This window comes from Escherichia sp. 10290 (genome assembly GCF_030295155.1).
GTDB classification, from domain to species: Bacteria; Pseudomonadota; Gammaproteobacteria; order Enterobacterales; family Enterobacteriaceae; genus Escherichia; species Escherichia coli_F.
Window position 1 is genome coordinate 3,093,148 of sequence record NZ_AP025741.1, and the last position, 26,196, is coordinate 3,119,343.

The window sequence follows — 26,196 nt, forward strand, 5'->3', positions numbered from 1 at the left end:
TTCCCTTTCTGGCGCAACCAGTTTATTTGGAAATGCGCCATGACAGTCTGCACCAGATTGTATTTTAACCACCTGATAATGATCACAAAGTGCAAAAAACAACATGAAGCACCGAAGATTGTTAATCTATATGTAGCAGGTAATGATGTCAAAAACTGTCGCAGCATTTTTTATAAAATCATGAGACATTCTGTGAGCATACAATATATGTCACAGGATGCAGGAAAACATGGAGAGAATTATTCAGATATAATCCTGCGCCAGAATTAATGTGAAATTCTGGTGAATTGGCATTTTAACATTTTCCCAGTCCTGTGGTATCGGTAAAAACGATTAAAACACCTGTTATCAATAGGGAACGTTTCGAGTGATTACAGGGGTAATCACTATAATATTCCAGAAAAACACACTGATGAAGCAGGAAGGTCTGGGTTATTGATATTTACTCGCCATACAGTAACAATATTATCACTATATTGTTAAGTGATAACGGCAGGTATCCGGTTGTTTTATTTCATCCGGTCCCTGCGCCAGACTGATTGCTGTCATTACACAATAACGTACTATTTTGCGCCATTCATGAATTCAGTTATTCCTCCTTCCAGCGGTAGCCGTACACCTGTTTCACCCAGCGGCCGCGACCGTCGCCGTGGCCCAGATCCGTTGCCGTCAGCGCCAGGGATTCTTTTTCGCTGAATCCCTGCGCCAGATAATAACGGATCGCGTCCTGTGCCCATGCATAACGCAGTGAGTGCGGGGAAAATTCCCCCTTCAGTCCCGCCTTAATGGCCTGTTTGTGCCAGCTCTCCAGCGCTGTTTTGAGGTCAGGCCTGTCGATCAGCCTGCCATTGCGCTGTCTGGCGATCGGTAACGCGTTTTCCACCGCCTTTCTGACTGCACCAGCGTCCAGGATCGTTGTGTAACGTGGACGCCCGCCTTTGGTACCAAACACCACTTTCAGCCGGGTTTCGCCGCGGGAAATGGCTTTCAGCCACGTTTTCAGCGACTGTGAACTCTGTACCGCCTCCTGCGAGCGTAATCCCATCAGCCGCGCAATCTCCACCGCTGCCGCCAGCCCCGCATCCTGTGCACGGGCGCTCTCCATCACTTTTTCATAATGTTCCGGCGTAATGGCGCGGCGCGTGCCGTTGCGCGAAGCGCCTGACAGCCCCAGCGCCTTATTGGTCAGGCGCGGATGCTCCACCACCTGTCGGCGTCCCGCCAGTCTCAGTACGGAGCGCAGCGCCGCCATTTCGTTTTGCAGCGTGCGTAAACCAATATCCTGCTCCAGCCGCTCCTGAATGTAGCATTCGATATGGCGAACTTTGATCTGCTCCACCCGCTGGATCTGGATATTCAGTTCGCGTAAATGCTGGCTGAACCGCTTCGTGGCATGAATACGATCATTCACCGTTTTGAAGCTGCCGCCCGCTTTCTTCGCCAGCGCCTTCATTTCACTGCTTAATTTGCTCATGACTCTCCCCTGACAACAAAAACAAACAGTCTCCGGCGTGTGCTTTTTGGCTGCGCCAGAACGATACCTTCACGCCGGAGTGGCAGTTTGTTGAGGTTTAGGGAGTTTCAGGCTGTACGCAGTACAGACTGCCTGACGAAGCAGGGGTGTCTCCGGGGCGTCGTGCCCCCCTCGGTATCGATCTTTTTCTCCTTTACTCTGAGCTGACAACGGCCCCAAAGGGCATGTCAGACGGCGGAAACAGGGCGCAGGCCAGAACTGGCGCGGCTTGCGGCGGTGAGTTGTGCGGCGTCACTTTGCTTTTTCGCTGACGCGATCAAAGTGACGCCTCGTCTGGTGCAAGGGGTAAACATTGCGTTTCTGGTGCAGTATTCGAAAATTAACAGTCTGGTAGATTAACGGTCACGCGGCAGCAAAGCCTGACGGCAATGCAGGCCGCAGCCCGTCATGTAAAAGGCGCTGGTCATCAGCAGGGGATAAGCAGGCCGGAGAAATTCCGGCAAAGAGAAACCTTGCAGCCAGTGAAGGCCGTTGCGGTAAAACGATGACGATGGGGCTGTCCGGTGTGTAATTACTTCGCCTCAAACGCTTTCGCGTTCCGGTATTGCGGAGGTCGTACCGGTAGCAAGGGCTGGTCGTCCTGATAAATCAGGGGCTTCTTGCAGACCATGAAGCCAAAGGGTGCCCGAAGGCATAGTGCAGGAGGGAGATTACACCGTTATTTCTGGCGCAGAAAGAAAAAACGTTTTTTGCGTTTAAAAGATTGTTTGCTTACTTCGTGACTGAAAAACTGCCGCGCTTCGCTTGTCTTCTCCCGGCTCTCTGCCAGCAGAAGCAGGCAGAGAGCCGGGAGATATTTTACCGTAACCTTGTATCTGACGCTTCTGCCATCAGGAGCGCCGCTCTCGCATAAGTCTTACAATGCGGTTGCCCTGATTATCGAAATATCTGGAGGGCCAGATAATTTCCGGTGATGTTTCCAGCGCATCCGCAATGAGTTTTTCGCCGCGCGGCCACGAACGGGTCAACGCGTTTGCCAGCGTGGCGGACGCCAGTCCCGCGCTGCGGGACACCTTAGCCAGCGATGTCCCCCGTTTTCTCAGTCCCGCGATAATATCAGCGGGATGCCAGTCCGGCTGCATCATGCTGGCCTCCCGTCGATAACCTGTACGCCGTCAGCGGTACGTATCCAGTGCGGGGCTTTCAGACTGTCAGCAAAATACCAGACCAGCTCGCACAGCAGCCCGGTCAGCGTGGTTTCGGTTTCAGGTAACAGTGAGTGACCATTCAGTATCTGTGTCAGCGCCAGGCAGTAATCGCAGAGTGATTCTGCATCAGGTTCAAAACCGGGTGAAACATCGGGAAAATCATTCGTAATAAAACCGTCAATCAGATGCGGCGGGATCGGCTCGTTCAGCGTGGGCCGCAACAGTGCAAGGCAGGTATTAAGCCTGCCACAGAGCGCCATTTTTAGCGCAGGATTGTGGCATTCGATCAGGGTCTGGGCGAAGCGATCGCAGTGAGCAGCCAGATCGGTGAAATCAGTAGCGGCACTGAAGGGGATGGTAAGTAAATCGTCTTTATGAACAGAAATAACAGCCATAATGTGGCCTCCAACGAGAATATATTTTCCACCACTGAAGAGACCAATCTTACGGGTGGTGGAACCGGACGGAGTTGGTCTTACCGGTCTCGTTGGGAACCGGCGCGTCTTTCAACGCCCCCACCCGGCCCCACCATAGAAGTGCAGCCGAACGCACGGCACAGAAATGACACAGAAATGTCATATGCCGTCAACGAGTTATAACCGGGAGACCAATCCCGACGCCTGATTTTGCAGACGCGGCGCAACGATACAATGACCCATAAAAGGTGGCAAGTGATTTTCTGGAAGGACGGATCGCAAAGCGCAGGCCGGAACAATTGCCAGTACAGGCTTTATCCCCTGACCCGTATGGTCACAAAGGGTTCGCGTGGCGGCTTACCAATAAAACTGGTTCTCCCCAGTTGAGAGCTTCTCTTATCCCCCAGCCGCATTCCACCAATTTGCTCTGGCACAAGACTTAACCGCAGCTCCCAGGCAAACTGATCGCGCAACAGGAAAGCCACGAAGGTGGTCAGCGCCAGGTATTCCTCACCGTCGGGCAAAAAGGCCATATATCGCGGCAGTGACAGGTTACTGATACACAACATAAATTTCCCACTGTAATCCGGTACGCGCGAGCCGAGAACAAAATTAACGCCCAGCACCGATTTACCCTGCATCTTCCCTTCGGCATCCGGCTCACACCTTCCCAGCCGGGTTTGCTGATCAGGTGGAATAGCCACCCGACGAAACTGCCAGTTTTCCAGTCTGACATCATGCAGATCAAAACAGTGTGCGATCAGATCGCAGATCATTGCCGGTGAACGTCCGGGGCCGGATAATATTCCGGCGTAAGCCAGCAGCCTGCTGTGGCAGATATCCAGCCGTTCCCGTACACGCGGGTTGCCCAGCCCGATAAGCGCATAGATCCGCTGTGAGATCTTATCCGTTCCACCATTACGAAAACTGATATACCAGCGGTATTTTCGCCAGATGTGGTACAAAAATTGCGTATACCTGTGGGTGAAGAGGTTCAGGAAATCCGCCGTTGTGCTGCCGCCTTCCTGTGCCTGCACCCAGGCCATCTCATCCAGATAGTAACCCGGCAATGGTGATGAACTGCCGGATAACCCCATAAATCGGGTGGTCATTACGTACTGATCGGCGGTATTTTTTTCCAGCGATTCAATATCCCGCAGGGGAAACGCGATGTCAGGACTGGCACGAAAATGAACCGTTTCCTGCTCCGGTTCCGTTCTCAGTGAAATGGCATCGCCACGACTGCGGTACAGCAGATCGGTGACAGCAAAAAAATTGCCGTAGCAGGCATCACGCAGAGCCTGTGTCTCATTCCGTTTTCCGCTATCGGGCGTGTCGTTTTCTACATCAGGGGGAACTGACCGGTTCTTTCCTTCCATCGCCAGGCTTCCTTTGTTTCTGTGTTAATCATGGTCAGCATATGCCAGGAGTTTGTGCTGGCGTACAGGGCAAAAAAGTGCGACAGCACCGTTCCCAGCAGGTGCATTTCACCTTCGCAGGAAAACGGCTGCGGATTGACGTACAGTGTGGACGACAGGCCGCGTATCACGACACCCCGTAAAAGGCGATCGGTGGGCAGGGTTTCCAGTTTCTCCAGTCCGTTCAGCTTTTCCGGCGACAGGCGCGCCGTCAGCGGCCTGTGAATGCCATGCCGATCCAGCGTACGCAGAATATCCCTCAGGGCTTCCACGTCATTCATGGTCAGCCAGTTCAGCGTCATAATATTGAGCAGCGACCAGTGCAGGGAGCCATCCGGTACGGGCGGCACAGGTCTTGTTGGTGTGGTGACGTTACAAAATGACGCCACGGAGGTATTTTGCCCCGCTGCCTCACAGATATCACCGGGTGCCAGCGAACAGGGCCTGTCACCACTGGTGCAGACCAGCGAAACCAGAACAGGCTCACTGCTCATCAGGGAGGCATCTGGCGTGCTGCCATCAAAATGAACCAGCGAAATGAAATGATCCGGTGTTTCACGTAACAGTGCGGTTTTTGTCCGGTGCCGCCAGTAAATGGTTTTCTTCTCGCGATGATATTCCGGGCGCGGCTGATCGTTATCCAGGGAGAGTACATTCTGCTCACGGGATAACATCATATTGCGCAGACCATCGGTGCGTTCAGGACCATTGTCCCGGTTGCGGATACCCCTGACGCTGAAAATATCATAATGATCCGGGTAGTCTTCGCTGACCTGCAACGGATATTCGCGACGGGTGCTGTCAGGTACGAAGGGAATGGCGTCATGGACAAACAGATTCACCGCCGGGGCGCAGTACAGGCGCAGGGAGTCGCGGCTGATGTGCAGTTCCTCCGGCAACGGGCGGTTAAAATTCAGTCGCAGAGTAAAACTGCCGGTCAGCACGCCATCCGGCACCACTACGTCGCGGAGATTAAAAAAGTACAGCACATCAGGGAAACAGAGCCAGTCCTGTAAGATCCGGTAGCCATCCCGCATTCCGGCGGGAGATGGCAACAGGGATTCCCTGGCGCTGAAACCGGCGGGAGACAACGCCAGATCCGGCTGTGGGTAATGTTGCCCGGCTGCGATAAGTTCGGCTCCGATCCGATGGCGGCACAGCCACAGATAAAGCTGGCTGCGGCTGCGTTCGTCCGCATCGCCCAGCCAGAAACTGATCTGATTCAGATCGGCGGTGGCGATCCGGCCTTTTCCCGTCACGGTGAAAATGAGATCAAGGGTACTGGATTGCGGGCTGCTGCGACTCTGTATTGTTTCAATGCACAACGGCAGGAGGCGGATATCACGGCACAAAGTGAAGATACAGGAAGGTGGCCCCCCGGTAGCCCCTGATTCATCACCGGGGCGGCTGTTTTCCGGCTGGCTGTCCTGCCCCGGATTCATCACCTGCTCACCGCGTGAAACGGTCAGGGGAGCGGTAAGCCTGCAGCTGTCCGGCGTGTATTCGATAACGGTCATCGGCGGAACGGGGCGCAAATAATTGGGCCACTGACGGTTAATCAGCGGAACGGTGATTTCGGGAAACTCATCCTCGATTTTTTCCCGCAGTCTGCCGGAGAGAAACGCGAACCCTTCCAGCAGGCGTTCCACGTTCGGATCAGCGTTTTTACTGCCCAGGAAAGATTTCAGGGCGGGATATTCCTGCGCCAGCAGCGCGCCATACTGACGAAGATAATCCAGTTCTTCCCGGTAAAAACGTTCGTTCATTGCCATAGGTAATCCTTCCCGTAATACAGCAGAAACAGAAAGGCGTCAGACAAGATTTATAATACGGATAATTAATTAATAGCCTTCTGCTACCATATGATATTACGTTAACATATTCTGTGGAGGTGCAAAGTTCATTTTCACAGGATATATATTTATCACCGCTTTGCGATATGCATCACGGAATTTATGTAAACTTAAAGATGATAATTTCCAGTTAATAGTGTTAATTTACATTATGTTAGGTTGTCGGAGCAGTGTTTTTACTGGTTACAGAAGTTTTCTGGAAATTAATTAGTATAATATTAATTATAATGACAACTTTGACTAAAAACAGGAAGAGTCATTATAAAATACATTCCTTTTACGAATTATTAATCATAATTCATATTGCTCATGAATGATTTCGTTATCTCTGAGCCGTATTATTGCTAAGGAAACGTTATGCCCCGGACAGGAACCCGTTTTACCGTTGATATCGGCGATTTTGATACAGAAACCTTTGCCGTCGTAAACTTTCATCTTACCCAGCATTACTCCGCATTATTCACCCTCGATCTTCATCTCATCAGCGACACTATCCACCTTAAATCTACGGAACTGCTGGAACTGAATGCCACGCTTACCCTGTGGCAAAACAATACCGCACAGCGCCATATCACCGGGCTGGTAGCCAGGATTGAGCGCGGGGAATATGACGGTCATAAAATGAACTACTACCTGCGGGTGCATCCTCCTTTCTGGCGCAGCAGCCTGCGGGAAAATTTTCGCCATTTTCAGCAGCAGGATATTCAGTCCATTATTAAGCACCTGCTGGATGACAACCGGGTGATGCAGACGGCTTATCTGCTGGGCGAGCCTCATCCGGCGCGGGAGTTCTGCGTGCAGTACGGTGAAACTGATTTTGGTTTTCTCTGCCGCCTGCTGGCGGAAGAAGGGATATTTTTTTACGAAGAGCACGCCCGTGAAGGGAAGGATCAGCCGCTGGTGTTCTGCGATAAAGTTTACTACCTGCCGGAAGCCTTCCCCCTTCCGTTTAACCCGGAACCCCGCGCCACGGAAACGGAGTATATCAGCCAGTTCCGCCACAGTGCGCAGATACGCCCGGCGTATGTCATCAGCAAAGACTACACCTTCAAATACCCTGACTGGCCGGGGCGTTTTCGCCATAATGCCGCCAGTCTTAACGGCCAGCGCAACCAGTATGAGGTGATGGACTATCCGGGGCGTTTTAAGGACGAACAGCATGGCAGAGATTTTACCCGTTACCAGATGGAAGGCTGGCGCAATGATGCGGAGATCGCCAGGGGATGCAGCAACTCGCCAAAACTGTGGCCCGGTACGCGCTTTACGCTGACCGATCATCCGGCTGACGATCTGAACCGGGAATGGCAGGTGATCGCCAGCGAACTGCACGGCGAGCAGCCGCAGGCCGTTCCCGGAAGCCGGGGCCAGGGAACCACGCTGGTGAATACGTTTCAGGCCATACCAGCGGATAAAACCTGGCGTCCCACGCCGCAGCCTAAGCCGAAAGTGGATGGCCCACAACCAGCGGTCGTCACCGGGCCGGAAGGTGAGGAAATCTTCTGCGACGAGCATGGCCGGGTGCGGGTGAAATTTTTGTGGGATCGTTATCACAAACAGGATGAGAACAGTTCCTGCTGGATCAGAGTATCACAGCCATGGGCCGGGACGGGATTTGGTCATCTTGCCATTCCGCGTGTGGGTCAGGAGGTGATTGTCGATTTTTTAAACGGTGATCCTGACCAGCCGATCATCATGGGGCGCACCTACCATGAGAAAAATCGCTCGCCGGGGGATTTACCGGAAACGAAAACGCAGACCACTATCCGCACGCAGACCTACCGGGGCGAGGGTTTTAATGAACTGCGTTTTGAAGACGCCACAAACCGGGAACAGGTCTATATGCACGCGCAGAAAGACCATGTGACGGAAATTCTGCACGATGAAAGCCATACCATCGGTAATAACCGCGCCAAAAGCGTGGGCGTTGACCAGCAGGAAACCATTGGTCAGGACAAGAAAACAGATGTGGGCCGGGATCACTATGAAACCATCGGCAGGAACTCCGTTGTCCGGGTGGTTCAGGATCAGGAAATCGAAGTGGACAGAAACCGGACGCTGGTGGTGAACAGTTCGGAAAGAAAGAAAATATTTGCTGATTCCCTGGACGATATTGGCGGCAATAAAACGGTGGTGATCCAGGGCGTGAAGGATGAAACGGTAAATACGAAGATTTTTTCGCAGACCAATAAATACATTATGCACGCCGGAGAGCGACTGGTGATCGCCGGGCCTGGCGGCAGTCTGACCATTGATGGTGGTGGCGTTACGATAAAGGCAAAAAAACTTCAGATCCTGACGCCAGCAATGGATATCCGGGGCGGCGGCGTGGATCAGGTGGAAGCACTGACGGCGATGGTGAATGAGGGCAAACCGTTCTGCGAAATCTGTGCGAAAGCAAAACAGGCCGAAGAAGAGGACGGGAAAAAATGAGCCGACTGAAAATTATTGATGTGCCGGAAGATACACAATTATACCAGGATGCGCTGACAGGCTTTCTTTTCAGTATGCCGGAAAAAACAGCATCTGATGATATATCAGTGATATCTGCCAGTAAAATAACTGACTGCCACACTTATGCCATCATTGATGCATTAAAAAAACCGGATATTGCCGTTTTACTTGATGCGTATGAGACGGAATGGTCATGCTTATGGAAAGGTGAACTGGGAGAACAGTTTTCTCTTTATGCGCCTTATATCGTCCGGCTGGAAAAAGATAAGCCATTTACGGAATGGCTGATAAGAAGCAGCCGGGGTAATGGCTGGGGTATTTTTATCCGCAGCTATCTTTCCCTGAATGAACTGACTCATCATCTGCGAAAATTTAATCAGCTTTATGATGAGGTAAATAAAATGTGGGTCATGTTCCGGTATTATGCGCCTGAAACAGTGCGGGATTTTATTCCTTTTTTACCTGCGGACGATTTTGCAGAATTTACCACCGGACTGACAAATATTATTTGTGAAAACCCAAAAGAAAAAAATAGTCTGGTCTTTATATAGCAAAAAAGGAGTGTAAGTGATGGATGATACTGACGGAGCGGCAACGGGAAGCATTCCTTCTGACGCAATACCGTGTGATGCAAAAAGCGCAACAGCAACATGCCCGCTGAAACCATTTGGCGCTTTTGTGGAGTTTGACAGCTCAACGGCTGAGGGACAGCAGGCGATAGAAGACTTTTATAAGAATACAGCCAGTTTCATGGGATCTTTCTTTGAGCCAGTGGATAAGAAGACCTCACAGGTACATTTACAGCGAGGTATTCCACTCCGTAGTCTGAATAATGAAATCACCCGTTATGCAACAATACAGGACTCGCCAGATTTAACGGATGCGGAAAGAAATGCTATTGAAACAGCAAAAGAAATTGTGGCAATGGATGCGTTTTTTGATGCCGTCAGAAAACAACTTGGGGATGAAGCATTTCTCAATTTTGCACTGCTTTTTGACGAACAGGCCAGGGAAAGCCCAGACGGCAACGGGTTTGCTGTTAAATATAAAGGAGAAACCGTTCAACTGGAAGATGCTAAATTTAAATTAAGATACCATGAGGTTGGTGCAAATATTATCCCTTATTACAGTAATAATTATAAAGTGGAACATGCCAGAACTCATGGCAGTACATTCTGGGGAGATGATTTTGTTGTTGAGGTTGCGCCGGATATTTATATCTACAGAGATGCAGAAGTTCCGATAGGTCTTCCTGCTGAATACCGGGATGTGTTAACCGATGAGCAACTGAAATACCGTCCATATGAAACACTTGATGTATCGCTGATATATGGTGAGCTGGCGACAAATAGTGCAGGAAGTCGTCCTGAAAGACTGGCCGGCCCATTACATAAATCCCCCTCTGATCTGGCGGAAGAATTTATCCGTGCCGTTCTTAATCAGGCTGATGAGAACCGGTCTCTTGATGTTGTAAGGGATGTTATTTTAGAGGTCGCTGATGCACTTCTGACGATTGCTGCTATTGTTTCCGGGACTATTTTTTTAAAAGGTTCAATGAAGGTTCTTCGTATTGCCATGCTTGTTGTGGATGTCAATCATGGTATTGAGGTAGCGGATAAACTGCGTAATCGGTGGCTTGGTTCAAAAGCCGATGGATATAATCCACTGCTTGAGTTTTCCCGCTATCTGGATAAAAAATCAGGTGGGGGACATAATATTGAAGTGGCCTTTCATGCAATAAATACCCTGATGGTATTTGGTAAAAAACCACAATATAAATTTGCTTCAGCATTAGTTACCAGTGGTGGCGGCGCTTACCTTGGCAGTAAGGTTGCACTGGTAAATGAAGTAGAGGTTTCCTCAATGAAGATTGAGAATGAAGACCAGGGAGTGGAAAAATAATGGGAAAAGGTACAGGGGCTATCGAAGATGCAGTAAATGTTACGCAGGTAAACCGGCGTGCGATTAATGATGCGAAAAGAGTAAAAGAAGCCGAGGCTGAAGTCCTCAGAGCCAATACGGCCTTTGCCACTTTTGAAGAACAAGCCGGCCCGACCAGGATTACTGTAGGGATAACACATGCGTCAGGTTCCGGTAATAAAGATGCAACGGAAGCAATTGTACGTATTGAGTCAGAGCTTGAGCCTGGCAGTACAACACACGCAACATTTCGCGTAAAGGTTAATGGCGATACAGAAATTGGCATGAGCGCAACTGAGGTTGCTAATTTTTTGATTAAAAATAAGATTTTTGATAGCTTATTTTCTTTGAAAATCAATCAGTTTACTGGTGATGTTGGCGAGGTGCTTCTCGCCAGGAAGATGAAACAGGGAAATGCACAATTTCATATCTATAATAAGGAGGCTAAACAGGCAACGGCTACCGTTAACTTCAGCGTAGTAGAAGGTTCGGTGATGTCGGTTCAGCACGTCAAAACCAAAAACGGCCTTGATCTTGTTGCTAAAGTAAAAAACCCTTCACCGCCGCCGGATGATTTTTGGCTGATCTGTGAAGTAAAAACAAAGGCATGTCATGGTGACGATGCAGGTGATTTTACGCAGTATGAAGGTATTTTATCAGAGAAACAGGAGGGAGCCATTGACTATGCTATAGAGAGAATTGAAAATGCGTTAAAAATGAATAAAGAAAATCCAGGTGGTTATGTGATGGATGATGAAAAACGAAGAAATGTAAAAAAATTGCTAAAAGCACTTCGAGATCAAAATAAACCTAATGGTGAAATGGGCGTTATAGGACTTGTTATTGGTCAAGGTATAAACGAAGAATATAAATTAATTGAAAACATAGCTTGCCCAGAGGGAATGTCATCTATTTCCTTGTGGTTTGGTGATGCAAAAATAGTCAAAGATAAATTTAAAACGGATATTCCTTTTCACAGTAGTCTTCCTCAAAAAGAAGGAAATTAAAATTGAAAAGATACAATGAAATTCATTCTTATTTTGTTAATGAAAGTTCCTTTAACATGGATGTTAACAGATATATAAACATTTCCAATGAGGATATTTCTGATGCTTTATTAGAAGTGGGCAATTCGAATGGCGAGGAAATATCTGATTCACAATATATATTCTATGATGCAGCTTCATCCTTTTGTTATCTATATGCGTGGTATTTATTTTACAAAAACAAAGAGGATAACTCGTTAATATGTGATTATGTTGCATGTAAATCCATGAATTTGTTTTGTGAAGCCATTCAATATTCTAAAACCACAGGTTTCTTAGATGGTTTTTTCTATAAGAAAGGAATTCCACTCCTATCATTTATGGCAACGCATCGTCTTGATATCGCCCGTCTTTATTATCCTTATTTCACCCAAGGTTTGAAAAACTTTGACGTAGCAAAAGCTAAAAAGCTTAAACCGCAAAAAATGATTGTGCTGGCAATTGAAATGCTTGCCAGCGAACAGAAACAAACTATCAACTGGGAGACATTTGGTATCCCCTCTGATCGTTTTTATACCCAGTTTGTAAAAGAAGCGCTCTACACACAGAATGAAGTCTTGCTGAAGGAGTGGCTGACAGCACTTTGCGATAACCATCTTAAATGGTCGGCACGTACCGAAACAACTGAAGACGAATATGCCAGAAATGGTTATGAAATTGAAGACCGAGAATTGCTGCTCTGGCCGTTTGAATATCAGGCAGTAAAAAATTTTCGGGCAGAGCATGGTCTTTCCACCCCAGAAATCGATCATCCGCTGTTAAAAACACCGCTGGCAATTGATCATCGCCCCGATTTCAGCCGCTGGAATGCCCCGGAGTGGTTTTATCCATTGCTGGATAAACTGATCGCCATTAACCCGGAATTGGCTTTTACAAAAACGCTTTTTAAATAATGTTGCAATAGCGTAAGGGAGAGGCTGAAGTCATGAGGATAACAGAAGCAACTTACCGTAGTCTGGCGGAGCACCGGATGATGGAATTTCTGAAAAAGGGCCGCGTCTGGCTGGTAAACCGCTTTGGTAAGGTTATTACCGACAGAAAGCTTCCCGCATCCGCTATTGATGAATTAATCAGACAGAGCTATCAATGGACTGAGACTCAAAAAGTTCCTGATCAATTGCTTGCTATACATATTGCCAGTGCCAGATTGTGCCTGGGATCGTTTTTTATGGAGGATGTCCGCTATACGGAATTGCAGAAAATTGTTGAACACTACATTAGTGCAAAGACATCCCCGCAAGATGAGACTATACCTGCATACCTGATAGCACATAAAGATGACTGGTCTGTTGACTGGCTTAGTGAACACTATAAACATTCCTGGGGGCCGGATACGCCTCACTGCATTATCCCCCAATATCACAATGCCTGGCTGGGGAGTGGTCAGATTTTCACCCGCCTGTATACGGTGGAAAAAAGAACGGCTTTTTCGCCAACAGTTGAGCTATATGAAAATATATACCGACAACTGATGGCTAGTGCAAGGCGGGCGCTATCCCGCTATGAATCCGGCGGACAGGCCGAAGTGCTACTGGCAGTAGCCCAATATTATGACGGATTTCGTTGTTTTGATGATCCTCTGCATCCACGGTGGTATGGTTGCCTGAATCTGGGACAACAGGAGTATGCTTACTGGCGACTTCTGGACATATTCACAAAAACTGCGCAGGAGAACAGACGATGAGTAAAGCCGTGGTACTCAAAGGACATAACCATACCTGCCCGAAAGTTGATCCCGGCCCCCGCCCACATATTGGTGGCCCGGTCAGTGAATGTCAGCAGACCTTTGTTACGTATAATGGTGTTCCGCTGGCGTTGGTGGGTGATAAGCTCACCTGCAAAGGTAGCGGTAGCAAAGACACTATTGTTTCCGGTTCAACGGTTCTCAAAATTAACGGTAAAGCCGTTGCCCGTATGGGAGATACCACCGAACATGGTGGTGTGATCGTGGAAGGTGAATCCGGGTTAATGATCTCCTGATATGCCGCTGCAACTCCCGCGCTGCCTGAAAATTGTGCACTTAAATCACCAAAATCAATTCTTACTTGCAGCTTTCAAAAATGGGCCTATAATTAGGCCCACAGTGATGGTTGTTAGTGTTATATCTCTTGATTTTTCAAAAGGTTAGAGTCTGAATAAGGATTCTGCACGACCCACCAATGTAAAAAAGCGCCCTAAAGGCGCTTTTTTGCTATCTGCGATACTCAAAGATTCGAACCTGCAGCAGGTTCGAGTTGAGCGCAGCGAAACAACGGAGCCGCTCGCGGCGACGGCCCGAAGGGCGAGCGAAGCGAGTCATCCTGCACGACCCACCAATGTAAAAAAGCGCCCTAAAGGCGCTTTTTTACTATCTGCAATTTGCGAAATTGCCTGATGCGCTTCGCTTATCAGACCAACTATGTCCGGCAGTTCCCGTGCCTCTCATCTACTGCGCCAACGCCGCCAGCAGTTTAACCAGCGCGGGCGTCACCTGCTGCGTTTCATAAACAATATATAAGTCTGCCGGGATGCGTTCTTTGAGCGGACGGAATATGACACCGGGCCAGTTCATCTGCGCGTAGCTGTCCGCTATCAATGTGATACCAATACCCATACTGACCATGGCGAGTACCGTTTGCGGTTCATTAACTTCGCGAATAACAACCGGTGAAAATCCCACCTGCTGGCAAACTCGCTGCAAAAAATCCCAGTCAGTGTACACGGGCGGCATTGTAACGAAATACTCGTCACGTAGCGCTTCCAGCGGGACGGTGGAAAATGATGAGAGATGATGCTCTTCAGGCATCGCCACCAGAAACGCCGATTCATGCAACCGTAAGCTGGTAAAACCAGTCGGTGGTTCTGTCGCCATTCGCCAGATCCCGGCATCAAGTTCGCGGCGTTCCAGCAAGGCCATTTGCATCGCGGGCATCTTTTCGCGAAACAGAACTTCAACGTTAGGATTTTCTCTAAGGAATCGCCGCATAACCGGGCGCATCCGTCCCCACATTGCCGTTCCCACAACCCCGAGTTCAATCCGCCCTGCTTCTCCCCGACCTATTTGTTCAACCCGAGCCAATATATTATTTGCATTCACCAGCAATCGACGCGATTCTTCCATCAAGATTTTGCCCGCGTGTGTCAGTACGACGCTGCGCGAATGGCGAATAAAAAGCTGCGTGCCGAGTTGATTTTCCAGCTCTTTAATATGAATACTGAGCGGAGGCTGAGACATATTTAAACGCGCTGCTGCGCGACCAAAATGCAACTCTTCCGCTACGGCAAGAAAATAACGGAGCAACTTAAGATCTGTTCTATATATGCGTTCCATAATTAAGTGCTCCATATAAAAAATACATCGTATTAAATTATCATGGCATAAAGTATTTCACCACCAGATATCCGACATACATAAACACGATGGATAATATACCCGGCAATACATTTGGAACAGGAATAGGTAATCGCACGATTGTAAACAAAGCACCAATGCCAAAACCAACGCCAGAAGAAAATAAAATATCTTTCACTAATTAACCTTTATCATGAAAGCAGCCCCAAGGAACAGAGCTGCGAATCCTTTTAATGTGTAACTGAACGATGCGTTATCTTTTCAGGGTCATGGTTATATTTAAACCCAAAGAAAAATATCACTGCGAGGAAAAGAGCATACCCTGCAAACATCAGCCAAATGGTATGCCAATCTTTTACGCCATCCACCGAGAAGTAATCCACTGCCATACCGCTCAGAATCGAGCCAACCCATGCGCCGACGCCATTTACCATCGTCATAAAAAGGCCCTGGGCGCTGGCACGAATGCTGGAATCAACTTCCTGTTCGACAAAGACCGAACCAGAAATATTGAAGAAATCGAATGCACAACCGTAAACAATCATCGACAGCAACAGCAAAATAAACCCGGTTGGTGATGGATCGCCATAGGCAAAGAAGCCAAAGCGCAGCGTCCACGCCACCATACTCATCAGCATGACGGTTTTAATACCGAAACGCTTCAAAAAGAACGGTATCGTCAGAATGAAACCGACTTCAGCCATCTGTGAAACTGACAGTAAAATGGACGGATATTTCACCACGAAGCTATCAGCAAACTCAGGATTACGGGCGAAATCATGCAGGAACGGGTTGCCAAAAACGTTGGTAATTTGCAGCACCGCACCCAGCATCATGGCGAAGAGGAAAAAGATAGCCATGCGTGGATTTTTAAACAGCACGAAGGCATCCAGACCCAGCTTGCTGGCAAGCGATGTAGTCGCTTTTTTCTCCGCAACCGGAATCTTCGGCAAAGTCAGCGCATAAGCCGACAGCAGCAATGACGCACCGGACGCGATATACAGTTGCAGACTACTCAATTCCAGATGCAGCAGGCTTACTGCCCACATGGCGACAATGAACCCCACCGTACCAAAAACGCGAATGGGCGGGAAAGCGGTCACCGGGTCAAGCCCTGCCTGGGCAAGACAGGAATAAGAGACGCTGTTCGATAACGCAATAGTCGGCATAAACGCCATCGCATTGACTAACATCACCCAAAACATCATATCCGGATCAGTTACGGATGCCGCATAAAAAAGTACGCCTGCACACACCAGGTGACACAGCATGTATGCACGTTCTGCACGCAGCCATTTGTCTGCGATGATCCCCATTATACCAGGCATAATAATCGCGGCGATCCCTTTGGAACTGTAAACCATGCCAACATTAGCGCCGGTGAAATGAAGGGTATTAATCATGTAAGAACCGAGGGTAACCAGCCAGCTCCCCCAGATAAAATATTGCAAAAAGGACATTACCTTTAAGCGCAAAGCGATGCTCATAATCGTTTCCTTGTCGCATCATATGGCCTCACTCAGTGAGGCCGTTTATTGTTGTTTTACTCAGGCAATTTTGCGCAGAAAGCCGCAAATAAGATTAATAAAGTTTTGCTTTGAGAGTTCCGCTGCTGCCAGCGTTTGGGCATGAGAAAGCTTCACGTCACTCAGACCTTCCGCCATGTTGGTAATCGCAGAGACCGCAACGACTTTAAGTTCGCAATGGCGAGCTGAAATAACCTCAGGCACCACAGACATACCAACAACATCCCCACCAATAATTTGCATCATGCGAATTTCCGCCGCAGTCTCGAAATTCGGCCCCGGATACGAGACGAACACGCCCTCCGTCAGAGGGACCCCCTCTTCTTTCGCCACTTTTTGTAACAGTGCGCGGTATTCCGCATCGTAGGCATTCGCCAGCGAGAAGAAGCGCTCACCAAAACGTTCATCATTAAGACCCACCATCGGCGTTCCCGGCATGGTGTTGATGTGATCTTTCAATGCGACCAGACTGCCGGCCCCCACTTCAGGACGCAGTGAGCCAGCCGCATTGGTGCAGAACAGCAACTCGCAGCCCAGCAACTTAAAGGTACGGATTGCATCCGTCATGATGGTCATCCCACGACCTTCGTAGAAATGTCCGCGACCTTTCATGCACGCCACTGGCACCCCCTGGAGATAACCCAGCACCAGCTCACCCGCATGACCGTGTACGGTACTTACCGGGAACCCAGGCAGCTTTTCGTAGGAAATTGCGACCGCGTTCTCAATCTGATCGGCCAGCGCGCCCAGCCCGGAACCTAAAATAAAGGCCACTCGTGGCGTGAAATCAGGTTTATAAGTCTTGATAATATCTACGCAATACAGTGGGTTATGAGAAAACTGAGCCTGATACATATATATCCTTTTTTTGTAGGGTGGAATCTAACGCCTTTTTATAACGAGATTGCCCTACCTCATACCAATACACTTTTTTCATGTATCCGATAGTTATTCGATATCGATATATTTATATTTTTTCACTATTAATAGGCTGAAAAAACTGTATTGGTACTCTCCTTTCCCTTGCATTAACAATATGCCGCTTTTAATCAACCTTTTTATTAAGCAATCAACTAATAACGATCGGCATAGGGAATTATGCTATGAAAAAACATCTTTTTACTCTGACACTCTCTTCTGTATTGGCGATACCAGCAGTATCCCATGCAGAATTTAAAGGCGGTTTTGCTGATATAGGTATTCATTATCTTGACTGGACTAGCAGAACCACTGAGAAATCGTCGACCAAATCACACAAAGATGATTTTGGATATCTGGAACTGGAAGGCGGCGCTAACTTTAGTTGGGGAGAAATGTACGGGTTCTTCGACTGGGAAAACTTTTATAATGATCGTCATGATAAACAGGGTAGCGAGCAGCGTTATACATTTAAAAATACCAACCGTATTTACCTGGGTGACACCGGATTTAATCTCTACTTGCATGCGTATGGCACCTACGGTTCTGCGAATCGTGTGAATTTCCATGACGATATGTTCCTTTACGGGATCGGCTACAATTTCACCGGCAGCGGTTGGTGGTTCAAACCGTTCTTTGCAAAACGCTATACAGACCAAACCTATTATACCGGCGATAACGGTTATGTCGCCGGTTGGGTTGCAGGTTACAGCTTTATGCTGGGCAGTGAGAAATTCACCCTCACCAACTGGAACGAGTACGAGTTTGATCGTGATGCCACCTACGCGGCAGGTAATGGCGGCAAAGAAGGTCTGAATGGTGCCGTCGCACTTTGGTGGAATGCAACTTCACACATCACCACAGGGATTCAGTATCGTTATGCGGATGACAAACTGGGCGAAGATTTTTACCAGGATGCGATAATCTACTCCATCAAATTTAATTTCTGATTGATTACTGCCGGAGCTCCCGGCAGTATGAATTCACTCTATATCTGATACAACGGATCCCCTTCCCGCCCAGCCATTAGCGCATTGCCCTGGTCTCGTACTACGTCCCATAACGCTTCAGCGGCGGTGGAAAGTGAACGGTTCTTCCTGCGCACCAGCATCAACTGGCGTTCAACCACCGGCGTAATGCGCTTTACCACCAGCGGGCTACCTTCAGGCAATGGTAGCGCCAGTGCGGGAAGAATACTGATGCCGATGCCTGCGGCTACCATCGGGAACAGCGTCGCCGGATGACCAATCTCCTGCACAATATTCGCCTGAATACCATTGCGCGCCAGCGCTGCGTCAATCAGCGGTCGGCTGCCTGACGCGTAATCCTGCAACACCAATTTCGCTCCCTGTAATGCCTGCCAGGGTACATAATCTTCCACGGCCAAAGCGCTATCGCGATGGCAAAGCAGAAAGAAAGGCTCGGAAAGAATCGCTTCACATTGCAGATCGCCCACTGGGCCTGGATCGATGACGATGCCAAAATCGACATCTCCCTGGCGAATACTTTCCATCACCCACTGCTGCGGACGATCGTGGAGGATAAACTGAATATCTGGATAGCGGCGATGGCTTTCAGCAATGCATTGCGGAATAAGATGCGCGGAAATGGTCTGGCTGGCAGCGACCCGAACTTTTCCGCTCAGTTGTTGCCCCATACGCCCGGTATCGCGCAACGTGCTGTTAAGTTCATCCAGCAGTCGCTCAAGACGCAAAGCCAACTGCTGCCCTGCATCTGTAAGCACCACTTCACGCGTGGTTCTGTCCAGCAGGCGAACACCAGTATGATTTTCCAGCTCCTTCACACTGTGACTCACTGCCGACTGGCTCAGGCCGATACGCTCTCCTGCACGACTAAAACTTTTCTCCTGCGCTACTGTGACGAAAACCTTTAATTGCTTTAAAGAATAATTCATCTGTTTTCTTCATGAATGGATGCAATAAATCAATTTTATTTCTCAAACTGGAAGAAGCACAATAGAACCATCGATCATCTGGAGTCTTTATGAAACTTTTTCGTATCCTCGATCCTTTCACCTTAACCCTGATCACGGTGGTGTTGCTGGCCTCTTTCTTTCCGGCCAGGGGCGATTTCGTTCCCTTCTTTGAAAATCTGACTACCGCAGCCATTGCTCTGCTGTTCTTTATGCACGGCGCGAAGTTATCGCGAGAGGCCATTATTGCAGGCGGTGGTCATTGGCGACTGCATTTATGGGTAATGTGCAGCACCTTCGTGCTGTTTCCGATTCTGGGCGTGCTGTTTGCGTGGTGGAAACCGGTAAATGTCGACCCGATGCTCTACTCCGGTTTTCTCTACTTGTGCATTCTCCCCGCGACCGTGCAGTCTGCAATCGCCTTCACGTCAATGGCGGGCGGTAACGTCGCGGCGGCGGTTTGTTCTGCGTCAGCATCCAGCCTACTGGGGATTTTCCTTTCACCGTTGCTGGTTGGCCTGGTGATGAATGTTCACGGTGCAGGGGGCAGCCTTGAGCAGGTAGGTAAGATAATGCTGCAACTGCTGCTGCCATTTGTGTTGGGGCATCTTTCGCGGCCGTGGATTGGTGACTGGGTGTCGCGTAATAAAAAATGGATTGCGAAAACTGACCAGACGTCCATTCTGTTGGTGGTTTATACGGCATTCAGCGAAGCCGTCGTTAACGGTATCTGGCACAAAGTTGGCTGGGGATCATTGCTGTTTATCGTGGTGGTCAGTTGCGTTCTTCTGGCTATCGTGATTGTAGTTAACGTCTTTATGGCACGCCGACTAGGCTTCAATAAGGCAGATGAAATTACTATCGTCTTTTGTGGTTCGAAAAAGAGTCTGGCAAATGGCATCCCGATGGCAAACATTCTGTTCCCCACATCGGTGATCGGTATGATGGTGCTGCCTCTGATGATTTTCCATCAGATCCAATTGATGGTCTGTGCGGTGCTGGCGCGTCGATACAAACGCCAGACCGAACAGTTACAGGCGCAGCAGGAAAGCAGCGCCGATAAAGCTTAAAGTGGGCGTTTCAGGGGCTGGACCAGTTGCGTCAGCCCCTCGGTTTTAATCAGCAGCGTGATTTGCATTAGCTCACCGAGCTTCCCTGCCGGGAACTCATCTTTGCGGGCAAACCACAGAAGATACTCCTCCGGCAGGTCGATTAATCGACGCCCTTTGTATTTGCCAAACGGCATTATCGTATTGGCTATTTCAATCAGCTGCTCTTTTTCCATCTCAGCTACCCAGCAAACGCAGCATTTCCGTTTCGTCGATGACTTCAATGCCCAGTTCCTGCGCCTTCGCCAGTTTAGATCCTGCAGCTTCACCCGCTATCACCAGATCGGTTTTCTTCGACACGCTGCCCGCGACTTTCGCCCCCAGTTCGACCAGTCGAGCTTTAGCGTCATCACGCGACATCTGGCTTAAGCTGCCTGTGAGCACCACGGTTTTACCAGCAAACGGGCTGTCAATCTCTTCCGCGTTAATCACCACCGGCGCAGGCCAGTGAACGCCTTCCGCCAACAGCTCGCTGATGACATTGCGGTTGCTTTCTTCGGCAAAGAAGTTGTGAACGTGGGAGGCAACGACAATGCCAACATCAGGCACCTTTTGCAGCTCTTCAATCGAAGCGGCTTCCAGCGCTTCCAGCGTGCCGAAATATGCCGCCAGACCTGCTGCGGTGGCCTCGCCGACTTCACGGATGCCAAGTGCATAGAGGAAGCGGGCAAAGGTGGTTTCTTTCGCTTTTTCCAGCGCGTTAACCACATTTTGTGCCGATTTCGGCCCCATGCGCTCCAGTCCGGTCAGTTTGCCTGCGGTGAGTTTGAACAGATCCGCCGGGGTATGGACATATTCTTTTTCAACCAGTTGATCGATGATTTTGTCGCCCATACCGTCAACGTCCATCGCACGGCGGGAAACAAAGTGTTTCAGCGACTCTTTACGCTGAGCACCGCAAATCAGGCCACCGGTACAGCGGGCAACCGCTTCACCTTCCACACGCTCGACGTCAGAACCACATACCGGACAATGCGTCGGGAATACAACCTCACGGGTATCTTCCGGGCGTTCAGAAAGCACGACGTTAACCACCTGCGGGATCACGTCGCCAGCGCGGCGAATCACCACTTTATCGCCAATGCGTAAACCAAGACGTTCGATTTCGTCAGCATTATGCAGTGTGGCGTTACTCACCAGCACACCAGCAACATGGACTGGTTCAAGACGCGCAACAGGCGTAATCGCGCCAGTACGCCCAACCTGAAACTCGACGTCACGCACAAAGGTCATCTGTTCCTGCGCCGGAAATTTAAACGCTACTGCCCAGCGCGGGGCACGCGCGACAAAGCCAAGCTGTTCCTGCTGTGCCAGTGAGTTGACCTTAATTACCACGCCGTCGATATCAAAGCCCAGCGTCGGGCGGTCTTCTTCCACTTTGTGGTAGAACGCCAGCACCTCTTCCGCCGATTCACAAAGCGTTACCCGATCGCTGACCGGTAATCCCCACTTTTTAAATTGCAGTAAACGGCCAAGATGAGTATCCGGTAGCTCGCCACCTTCCAGAACACCGACGCCATAGCAGAAAAAAGTGAGCGGTCGCTTCGCTGTAATACGCGGATCAAGCTGACGCAGTGAACCTGCAGCCGCATTACGCGGGTTAGCAAACACTTTCCCGCCTGTGCGTCGCGCATCTTCGTTGATCTTTTCGAAGCCGGCCTGCGGCAGGAACACTTCACCACGAACTTCCAGACGCGCCGGGATATTCTCGCCGTGAAGCTTCAGCGGAATGGCGCGAATAGTACGCACGTTTGATGTAATGTCTTCGCCGGTAGTGCCATCGCCACGGGTCGCTGCACTGACTAAAACGCCATTTTCATACAGAATGCTGACGGCAAGACCATCCAGTTTCAGCTCACAGCACCAGGTCACTTTTTCGTTGCTTTTCAGACGGTCCTGTACGCGTTTGTTGAAAGCAAGAAAGCTTTCTTCATCAAAGACGTTATCCAGCGACAACATGGGCACTTCATGGCGGATCTGGCTGAAAGCCGCCAGCGGCGCAGCACCTACACGTTGGGTAGGTGAATCAGGTGTAATCAGCTCTGGATGTTTGGCTTCCAGCTCGCGCAGTTCGCGCATCAGCCTGTCGTATTCAGCGTCGGGAATTTCCGGCGCATCCATCACATGATAAAGATATTCATGATGGCGAAGCGTCGTTCGCAGTTCTGTCAGTTGTTGTTCGATTGATTCCATATCGCACCATCAATGCTAAAAACCCCCGACAAGCGGGGGTTCGAAGAGGAGTTAATTTGCCTTAAGTGTATCAGGCGTTGGCGTCTTTGACTTCGCGGATGATGTCCTGGTACTCGCGCAATTTCTGCGGAGTCATCATACGGCGCTGATCGTCAAGCACTACACCGCCCACTTCATCGGCAATATGCTGCGCAGATTGCAGCATCAGCTTAAAGTTCTGCAGCTCGTCACCGTAAGACGGTACCTGCATAAAGATAGTGACACCCGGAGTAGTGAAATCCTTCATTTCAGGATCGAAGGTTCCCGGTTTCACCATATTCGCCAGGCTGAATAACGCCGGGCCGCTGCCATCCGGGCTAAGATGACGATGGTAAATATTCATATCGCCAAAAATGAAGCCCGCTTGTTGAATGCTGTTAAGAAGCAGTTCACCGTTTAACTCGCTACCGTGATGCGCCGCGACGTTCATAATAATCACCGCTTCTTTGCGCTTCGGTTTATCCATAACTGGAGCCGGTTCCGCTACAGGCTCAGGCTGTGGTGCCGCTACAGGTTCTGCAGGCTGGAAAGCCTGTTGTGCCGGTTGCGGTGCTGAATGCACTGGCTGCGGCGCTGACGCGACCTGTGGCGAAACTGGCTGCTGCAACGGCTGTTCAGGCTGAGGCTGATAGGCAGGCTGCTGCACGGGTTGCTGCACCGGCTGCGTTGGACGCGGAGCATGTTGCGGCGGTACCTGCGCTTCAGGCGGCTGCTGGACCGGTTGACGCGGCTGCGCAGACGCATAAGGCGGTTGGTACTGGTGTTGCGGCGACGGACGAGCAGCCTCATGCTCCTGGGCGTTAGCCGGGGCATGATTCACGCGGTGAACACGAACCTCACCAACGCCCTCATCATCTTCGACATCCTCGTCATAAGAATCGTCGTCACGTTTTGACTTCATTCGTTTTAATGGCCGATCGCGGAACATAGAAGATCGTTCTTTACGGCTGGTCCAGAAACCATGTACCAGTAAAGCGATTATGGCGATCGCGCCAACAATGATTAATATCAGACGCAAATCCTGCATCATTATATTCTCTGTTGTTCTAACACCTTGCCACCACGGCAAACATTTACTCACTAAGAGTATTTGCCGATTACCTCAAGTGCAAGTGCACTATTAACTTTCACAGCACAAAGATAGATGAAATCGTGCTTTTTGCTGTTTTTTCGAACATATCCTAACTGTCCATTGCGCAATTACCCGGTAAAATACGCAGAATTTTCCTGGGATTGGTCAAAAGGAGCTCATCCTGATTATGGTTTCATCATTCACATCTGCCCCACGCAGCGGTTTTTACTATTTTGCGCAAGGCTGGAAGCTCGTCTCGCAACCAGGGATTCGGCGTTTTGTTATTTTACCGCTGTTGGTCAATATTTTGTTGATGGGGGGCGCATTCTGGTGGCTCTTTACGCAACTCGATGTCTGGATCCCGACTCTCATGAGTTATGTTCCGGACTGGTTACAATGGCTGAGCTATCTGTTGTGGCCCCTGGCTGTCATCTCTGTGCTGTTAGTGTTTGGCTATTTCTTCTCAACGATTGCTAACTGGATTGCTGCTCCGTTCAACGGTTTATTGGCTGAACAACTGGAAGCAAGACTGACTGGCGCTACACCGCCAGATACTGGAATTTTCGGTATCATGAAAGATGTGCCGCGAATCATGAAACGCGAATGGCAAAAATTTGCCTGGTATCTGCCGCGCGCAATTGTATTGCTAATTCTTTACTTCATCCCTGGCATTGGGCAAACCGTCGCACCGGTACTGTGGTTCCTGTTTAGCGCCTGGATGTTAGCCATCCAGTATTGCGATTACCCCTTCGATAACCACAAAGTGCCGTTTAAAGAGATGCGTACCGCCCTGCGCACACGCAAAATCACCAATATGCAGTTTGGTGCTTTAACCAGCCTGTTTACGATGATCCCGCTGCTTAACCTGTTCATCATGCCCGTTGCCGTTTGTGGCGCGACGGCGATGTGGGTCGATTGCTATCGCGATAAACACGCGATGTGGCGGTAACAATCTACCGGTTATTTTGTAAACCGTTTGTGTGAAACAGGGGTGGCTTATGCCACCCCTTATTCCATCTTGCATGTCATTATTTCCCTTCTGCATATAGATATGCTAAATCCTTACTTCCGCATATTCTCTGAGCGGGTATGCTACCTGTTGTATCCCAATTTCATACAGTTAAGGACAGGCCATGAGTAAGATTTTTGAAGATAACTCGCTGACTATCGGTCACACACCGCTGGTTCGCCTGAATCGCATCGGTAACGGACGCATTCTGGCGAAGGTGGAATCTCGTAACCCCAGCTTCAGCGTTAAGTGCCGTATCGGTGCCAATATGATTTGGGATGCCGAAAAGCGCGGCGTGCTGAAACCAGGCGTTGAACTGGTTGAACCAACCAGCGGTAATACCGGGATTGCACTGGCCTATGTGGCTGCCGCTCGCGGTTACAAACTCACCCTGACCATGCCAGAAACCATGAGTATTGAACGCCGCAAGCTGCTGAAAGCGTTAGGTGCAAACCTGGTGCTGACCGAAGGTGCTAAAGGCATGAAAGGCGCAATCCAAAAAGCAGAAGAAATTGTCGCCAGCAATCCAGAGAAATACCTACTGCTGCAACAATTCAGCAATCCGGCAAACCCTGAAATTCACGAAAAAACCACCGGTCCGGAGATCTGGGAAGATACCGACGGTCAGGTTGATGTATTTATTGCTGGTGTTGGGACTGGCGGTACGCTGACCGGCGTCAGCCGCTACATTAAAGGCACCAAAGGCAAGACCGATCTCATCTCTGTCGCCGTGGAGCCAACCGATTCTCCGGTTATCGCCCAGGCGCTGGCAGGTGAAGAGATTAAACCTGGCCCGCATAAAATTCAGGGGATTGGCGCTGGTTTTATCCCGGCTAACCTTGATCTCAAGCTGGTCGATAAAGTCATTGGCATCACCAATGAAGAAGCTATTTCTACCGCGCGTCGTCTGATGGAAGAGGAAGGTATTCTTGCAGGTATCTCTTCTGGAGCGGCTGTTGCTGCAGCATTGAAACTACAAGAAGATGAAAGCTTTACCAACAAGAATATTGTGGTTATTCTACCGTCATCGGGTGAGCGTTATTTAAGCACCGCATTGTTTGCCGATCTCTTCACTGAGAAAGAATTGCAACAGTAATGCCAGCTTGTTAAAAATGCGTAAAAAAGCACCTTTTCAGGTGCTTTTTTGTGGCCTGCTTCAAACTTTCGCCCCTCCTGGCATTGATTCAGCCTGTCGGAACTGGTATTTAACCAGACTAATTATTTTGATGCGCGAAATTAATCGTTACAGGAAAAGCCATAGCTGAATCGATTTTATGATT

At 49.4% G+C, this 26,196-nt stretch carries 24 protein-coding genes and 1 other RNA gene; 12 read left to right on the top strand and 13 right to left on the bottom strand.

The features are described from left to right. Nucleotides 1-589 precede the first annotated feature (589 nt). From QUE74_RS15670 to tssF, 5 genes are all read right to left on the bottom strand, one after another. Nucleotides 590-1,474 carry an integrase domain-containing protein gene (locus tag QUE74_RS15670; protein WP_000041050.1) on the bottom strand — a complete coding sequence of 295 codons (885 nt, stop codon included), beginning with the start codon at nt 1,472-1,474 and terminating at the stop codon, nt 590-592. An 890-nt stretch (nt 1,475-2,364) separates the two neighbouring features. Continuing rightward, nucleotides 2,365-2,619, bottom strand: coding sequence for a helix-turn-helix domain-containing protein (locus QUE74_RS15675; protein WP_000983502.1), 255 nt, complete (start codon nt 2,617-2,619; stop codon nt 2,365-2,367). Then, the gene (locus QUE74_RS15680) at nt 2,616-3,077 is read right to left on the bottom strand and encodes a hypothetical protein (protein WP_000268495.1); all 462 of its coding nucleotides are present in this window, start codon (nt 3,075-3,077) and stop codon (nt 2,616-2,618) included. Before QUE74_RS15680 ends, QUE74_RS15675 begins: the two co-directional genes overlap by 4 nt. Nucleotides 3,078-3,412: 335 nt before the next feature. Then, on the bottom strand, nt 3,413-4,477 hold the full coding sequence (gene tssG, locus QUE74_RS15685; RefSeq protein ID WP_000398622.1) for a type VI secretion system baseplate subunit TssG: 1,065 nt from the start codon (nt 4,475-4,477) through the stop codon (nt 3,413-3,415). Then, the gene (tssF, locus tag QUE74_RS15690; RefSeq protein ID WP_001251214.1) at nt 4,441-6,288 is read right to left on the bottom strand and encodes a type VI secretion system baseplate subunit TssF; all 1,848 of its coding nucleotides are present in this window, start codon (nt 6,286-6,288) and stop codon (nt 4,441-4,443) included. Before tssF ends, tssG begins: the two co-directional genes overlap by 37 nt. A 438-nt stretch (nt 6,289-6,726) precedes the next feature. Here tssF and QUE74_RS15695 point away from each other — a divergent pair, with 438 nt between their 5' ends. The 8 genes from QUE74_RS15695 to QUE74_RS15730 all read left to right on the top strand — a co-directional run bounded on the left by QUE74_RS15695 (nt 6,727) and on the right by QUE74_RS15730 (nt 14,101). After that, nucleotides 6,727-8,799, top strand: a complete 2,073-nt coding sequence (locus tag QUE74_RS15695) for a type VI secretion system Vgr family protein (RefSeq protein WP_001138291.1) — start codon at nt 6,727-6,729, stop codon at nt 8,797-8,799. Between the two features lie 20 nt (nt 8,800-8,819). Next, on the top strand, nt 8,820-9,371 hold the full coding sequence (locus QUE74_RS15700; protein ID WP_286331550.1) for a DUF4123 domain-containing protein: 552 nt from the start codon (nt 8,820-8,822) through the stop codon (nt 9,369-9,371). 19 nt (nt 9,372-9,390) lie between these two features. Continuing rightward, nucleotides 9,391-10,722 carry a hypothetical protein gene (locus QUE74_RS15705; RefSeq protein WP_000342837.1) on the top strand — a complete coding sequence of 444 codons (1,332 nt, stop codon included), beginning with the start codon at nt 9,391-9,393 and terminating at the stop codon, nt 10,720-10,722. Beyond that, nucleotides 10,722-11,747, top strand: coding sequence for a hypothetical protein (locus tag QUE74_RS15710; RefSeq protein WP_000515785.1), 1,026 nt, complete (start codon nt 10,722-10,724; stop codon nt 11,745-11,747). The genes QUE74_RS15705 and QUE74_RS15710 overlap by 1 nt, the downstream gene beginning before the upstream one ends. 2 nt (nt 11,748-11,749) lie before the next feature. Then, nucleotides 11,750-12,679 (top strand): hypothetical protein, encoded by a 930-nt coding sequence (locus tag QUE74_RS15715; protein ID WP_000833323.1) that lies wholly within the window; start codon nt 11,750-11,752, stop codon nt 12,677-12,679. Between the two features lie 77 nt (nt 12,680-12,756). Continuing rightward, nucleotides 12,757-13,470: a hypothetical protein gene (locus QUE74_RS15720; RefSeq protein ID WP_000969802.1), complete on the top strand. Its 714-nt coding sequence runs from the start codon at nt 12,757-12,759 to the stop codon at nt 13,468-13,470. Then, on the top strand, nt 13,467-13,766 hold the full coding sequence (locus QUE74_RS15725; protein WP_000030802.1) for a PAAR domain-containing protein: 300 nt from the start codon (nt 13,467-13,469) through the stop codon (nt 13,764-13,766). Before QUE74_RS15720 ends, QUE74_RS15725 begins: the two co-directional genes overlap by 4 nt. 209 nt (nt 13,767-13,975) lie before the next feature. Next, nucleotides 13,976-14,101, top strand: a non-coding RNA gene (locus QUE74_RS15730) — RtT sRNA. A 110-nt stretch (nt 14,102-14,211) separates the two neighbouring features. Here the strand turns inward: QUE74_RS15730 and xapR are convergent. The 4 genes from xapR to xapA are packed head-to-tail and all read right to left on the bottom strand — an operon-like array spanning nt 14,212 to nt 17,498. Next, the gene (gene xapR / locus QUE74_RS15735; RefSeq protein ID WP_001354806.1) at nt 14,212-15,096 is read right to left on the bottom strand and encodes a DNA-binding transcriptional regulator XapR; all 885 of its coding nucleotides are present in this window, start codon (nt 15,094-15,096) and stop codon (nt 14,212-14,214) included. Nucleotides 15,097-15,136: 40 nt separating this feature from the next. Further along, on the bottom strand, nt 15,137-15,295 hold the full coding sequence (locus QUE74_RS15740; protein ID WP_000651752.1) for a DUF1427 family protein: 159 nt from the start codon (nt 15,293-15,295) through the stop codon (nt 15,137-15,139). Nucleotides 15,296-15,347: 52 nt separating this feature from the next. Further along, nucleotides 15,348-16,604 (bottom strand): xanthosine/proton symporter XapB, encoded by a 1,257-nt coding sequence (gene xapB / locus QUE74_RS15745; protein ID WP_000020390.1) that lies wholly within the window; start codon nt 16,602-16,604, stop codon nt 15,348-15,350. A gap of 60 nt (nt 16,605-16,664) precedes the next feature. After that, nucleotides 16,665-17,498 carry a xanthosine phosphorylase gene (gene xapA, locus QUE74_RS15750; RefSeq protein ID WP_000283879.1) on the bottom strand — a complete coding sequence of 278 codons (834 nt, stop codon included), beginning with the start codon at nt 17,496-17,498 and terminating at the stop codon, nt 16,665-16,667. A 248-nt stretch (nt 17,499-17,746) separates the two neighbouring features. Here xapA and QUE74_RS15755 point away from each other — a divergent pair, with 248 nt between their 5' ends. Then, nucleotides 17,747-18,511 carry a nucleoside-specific channel-forming Tsx family protein gene (locus tag QUE74_RS15755; RefSeq protein WP_000716371.1) on the top strand — a complete coding sequence of 255 codons (765 nt, stop codon included), beginning with the start codon at nt 17,747-17,749 and terminating at the stop codon, nt 18,509-18,511. A 38-nt stretch (nt 18,512-18,549) separates the two neighbouring features. Here the strand turns inward: QUE74_RS15755 and QUE74_RS15760 are convergent, their stop codons facing one another. Continuing rightward, a complete protein-coding gene (locus tag QUE74_RS15760) occupies nt 18,550-19,476 on the bottom strand; it encodes a LysR family transcriptional regulator (RefSeq protein ID WP_001109784.1) in 927 nt (308 codons plus the stop codon). Nucleotides 19,477-19,565: 89 nt separating this feature from the next. On the opposite strand from QUE74_RS15760, the gene QUE74_RS15765 reads away from it, so the two are divergent. Then, entirely contained in the window at nt 19,566-20,564 is a 999-nt protein-coding gene (locus tag QUE74_RS15765) for a bile acid:sodium symporter family protein (protein ID WP_000765604.1), read from the top strand. Here QUE74_RS15765 and QUE74_RS15770 read toward each other — a convergent pair. The 3 genes from QUE74_RS15770 to zipA form a co-directional block, all read right to left on the bottom strand. Then, nucleotides 20,561-20,779, bottom strand: coding sequence for a DUF3820 family protein (locus tag QUE74_RS15770; protein ID WP_000410201.1), 219 nt, complete (start codon nt 20,777-20,779; stop codon nt 20,561-20,563). The genes QUE74_RS15765 and QUE74_RS15770 overlap by 4 nt on opposite strands. A 1-nt stretch (nt 20,780) precedes the next feature. After that, entirely contained in the window at nt 20,781-22,796 is a 2,016-nt protein-coding gene (ligA, locus tag QUE74_RS15775; RefSeq protein WP_000443657.1) for an NAD-dependent DNA ligase LigA, read from the bottom strand. A 70-nt stretch (nt 22,797-22,866) separates the two neighbouring features. Continuing rightward, nucleotides 22,867-23,865: a cell division protein ZipA gene (gene zipA / locus QUE74_RS15780; protein ID WP_001305210.1), complete on the bottom strand. Its 999-nt coding sequence runs from the start codon at nt 23,863-23,865 to the stop codon at nt 22,867-22,869. Nucleotides 23,866-24,094: 229 nt separating this feature from the next. Between zipA and cysZ the strand changes: the two genes are divergently transcribed. Together cysZ and cysK are read left to right on the top strand one after the other, a co-directional pair. After that, nucleotides 24,095-24,856, top strand: coding sequence for a sulfate transporter CysZ (gene cysZ, locus QUE74_RS15785; protein ID WP_000254839.1), 762 nt, complete (start codon nt 24,095-24,097; stop codon nt 24,854-24,856). A 184-nt stretch (nt 24,857-25,040) separates the two neighbouring features. Next, the gene (cysK, locus tag QUE74_RS15790; RefSeq protein WP_000034402.1) at nt 25,041-26,012 is read left to right on the top strand and encodes a cysteine synthase A; all 972 of its coding nucleotides are present in this window, start codon (nt 25,041-25,043) and stop codon (nt 26,010-26,012) included. The last annotated feature ends 184 nt before the right edge of the window (nt 26,013-26,196 follow it).

Coding starts and splice junctions, on each gene's coding strand:
- QUE74_RS15670 (WP_000041050.1), bottom strand. CDS start 1,474: ATGAGCAAATTAAGCAGTGAAATGAAGGCGCTGGCGAAGAAAGCGGGC.
- QUE74_RS15675 (WP_000983502.1), bottom strand. CDS start 2,619: ATGATGCAGCCGGACTGGCATCCCGCTGATATTATCGCGGGACTGAGA.
- QUE74_RS15680 (WP_000268495.1), bottom strand. CDS start 3,077: ATGGCTGTTATTTCTGTTCATAAAGACGATTTACTTACCATCCCCTTC.
- tssG (WP_000398622.1), bottom strand. CDS start 4,477: ATGGAAGGAAAGAACCGGTCAGTTCCCCCTGATGTAGAAAACGACACG.
- tssF (WP_001251214.1), bottom strand. CDS start 6,288: ATGGCAATGAACGAACGTTTTTACCGGGAAGAACTGGATTATCTTCGT.
- QUE74_RS15695 (WP_001138291.1), top strand. CDS start 6,727: ATGCCCCGGACAGGAACCCGTTTTACCGTTGATATCGGCGATTTTGAT.
- QUE74_RS15705 (WP_000342837.1), top strand. CDS start 9,391: ATGGATGATACTGACGGAGCGGCAACGGGAAGCATTCCTTCTGACGCA.
- QUE74_RS15710 (WP_000515785.1), top strand. CDS start 10,722: ATGGGAAAAGGTACAGGGGCTATCGAAGATGCAGTAAATGTTACGCAG.
- QUE74_RS15720 (WP_000969802.1), top strand. CDS start 12,757: ATGATGGAATTTCTGAAAAAGGGCCGCGTCTGGCTGGTAAACCGCTTT.
- QUE74_RS15725 (WP_000030802.1), top strand. CDS start 13,467: ATGAGTAAAGCCGTGGTACTCAAAGGACATAACCATACCTGCCCGAAA.
- xapR (WP_001354806.1), bottom strand. CDS start 15,096: ATGGAACGCATATATAGAACAGATCTTAAGTTGCTCCGTTATTTTCTT.
- xapB (WP_000020390.1), bottom strand. CDS start 16,604: ATGAGCATCGCTTTGCGCTTAAAGGTAATGTCCTTTTTGCAATATTTT.
- xapA (WP_000283879.1), bottom strand. CDS start 17,498: ATGTATCAGGCTCAGTTTTCTCATAACCCACTGTATTGCGTAGATATT.
- QUE74_RS15755 (WP_000716371.1), top strand. CDS start 17,747: ATGAAAAAACATCTTTTTACTCTGACACTCTCTTCTGTATTGGCGATA.
- QUE74_RS15760 (WP_001109784.1), bottom strand. CDS start 19,476: ATGAATTATTCTTTAAAGCAATTAAAGGTTTTCGTCACAGTAGCGCAG.
- QUE74_RS15765 (WP_000765604.1), top strand. CDS start 19,566: ATGAAACTTTTTCGTATCCTCGATCCTTTCACCTTAACCCTGATCACG.
- QUE74_RS15770 (WP_000410201.1), bottom strand. CDS start 20,779: ATGGAAAAAGAGCAGCTGATTGAAATAGCCAATACGATAATGCCGTTT.
- ligA (WP_000443657.1), bottom strand. CDS start 22,796: ATGGAATCAATCGAACAACAACTGACAGAACTGCGAACGACGCTTCGC.
- zipA (WP_001305210.1), bottom strand. CDS start 23,865: ATGATGCAGGATTTGCGTCTGATATTAATCATTGTTGGCGCGATCGCC.
- cysZ (WP_000254839.1), top strand. CDS start 24,095: ATGGTTTCATCATTCACATCTGCCCCACGCAGCGGTTTTTACTATTTT.
- cysK (WP_000034402.1), top strand. CDS start 25,041: ATGAGTAAGATTTTTGAAGATAACTCGCTGACTATCGGTCACACACCG.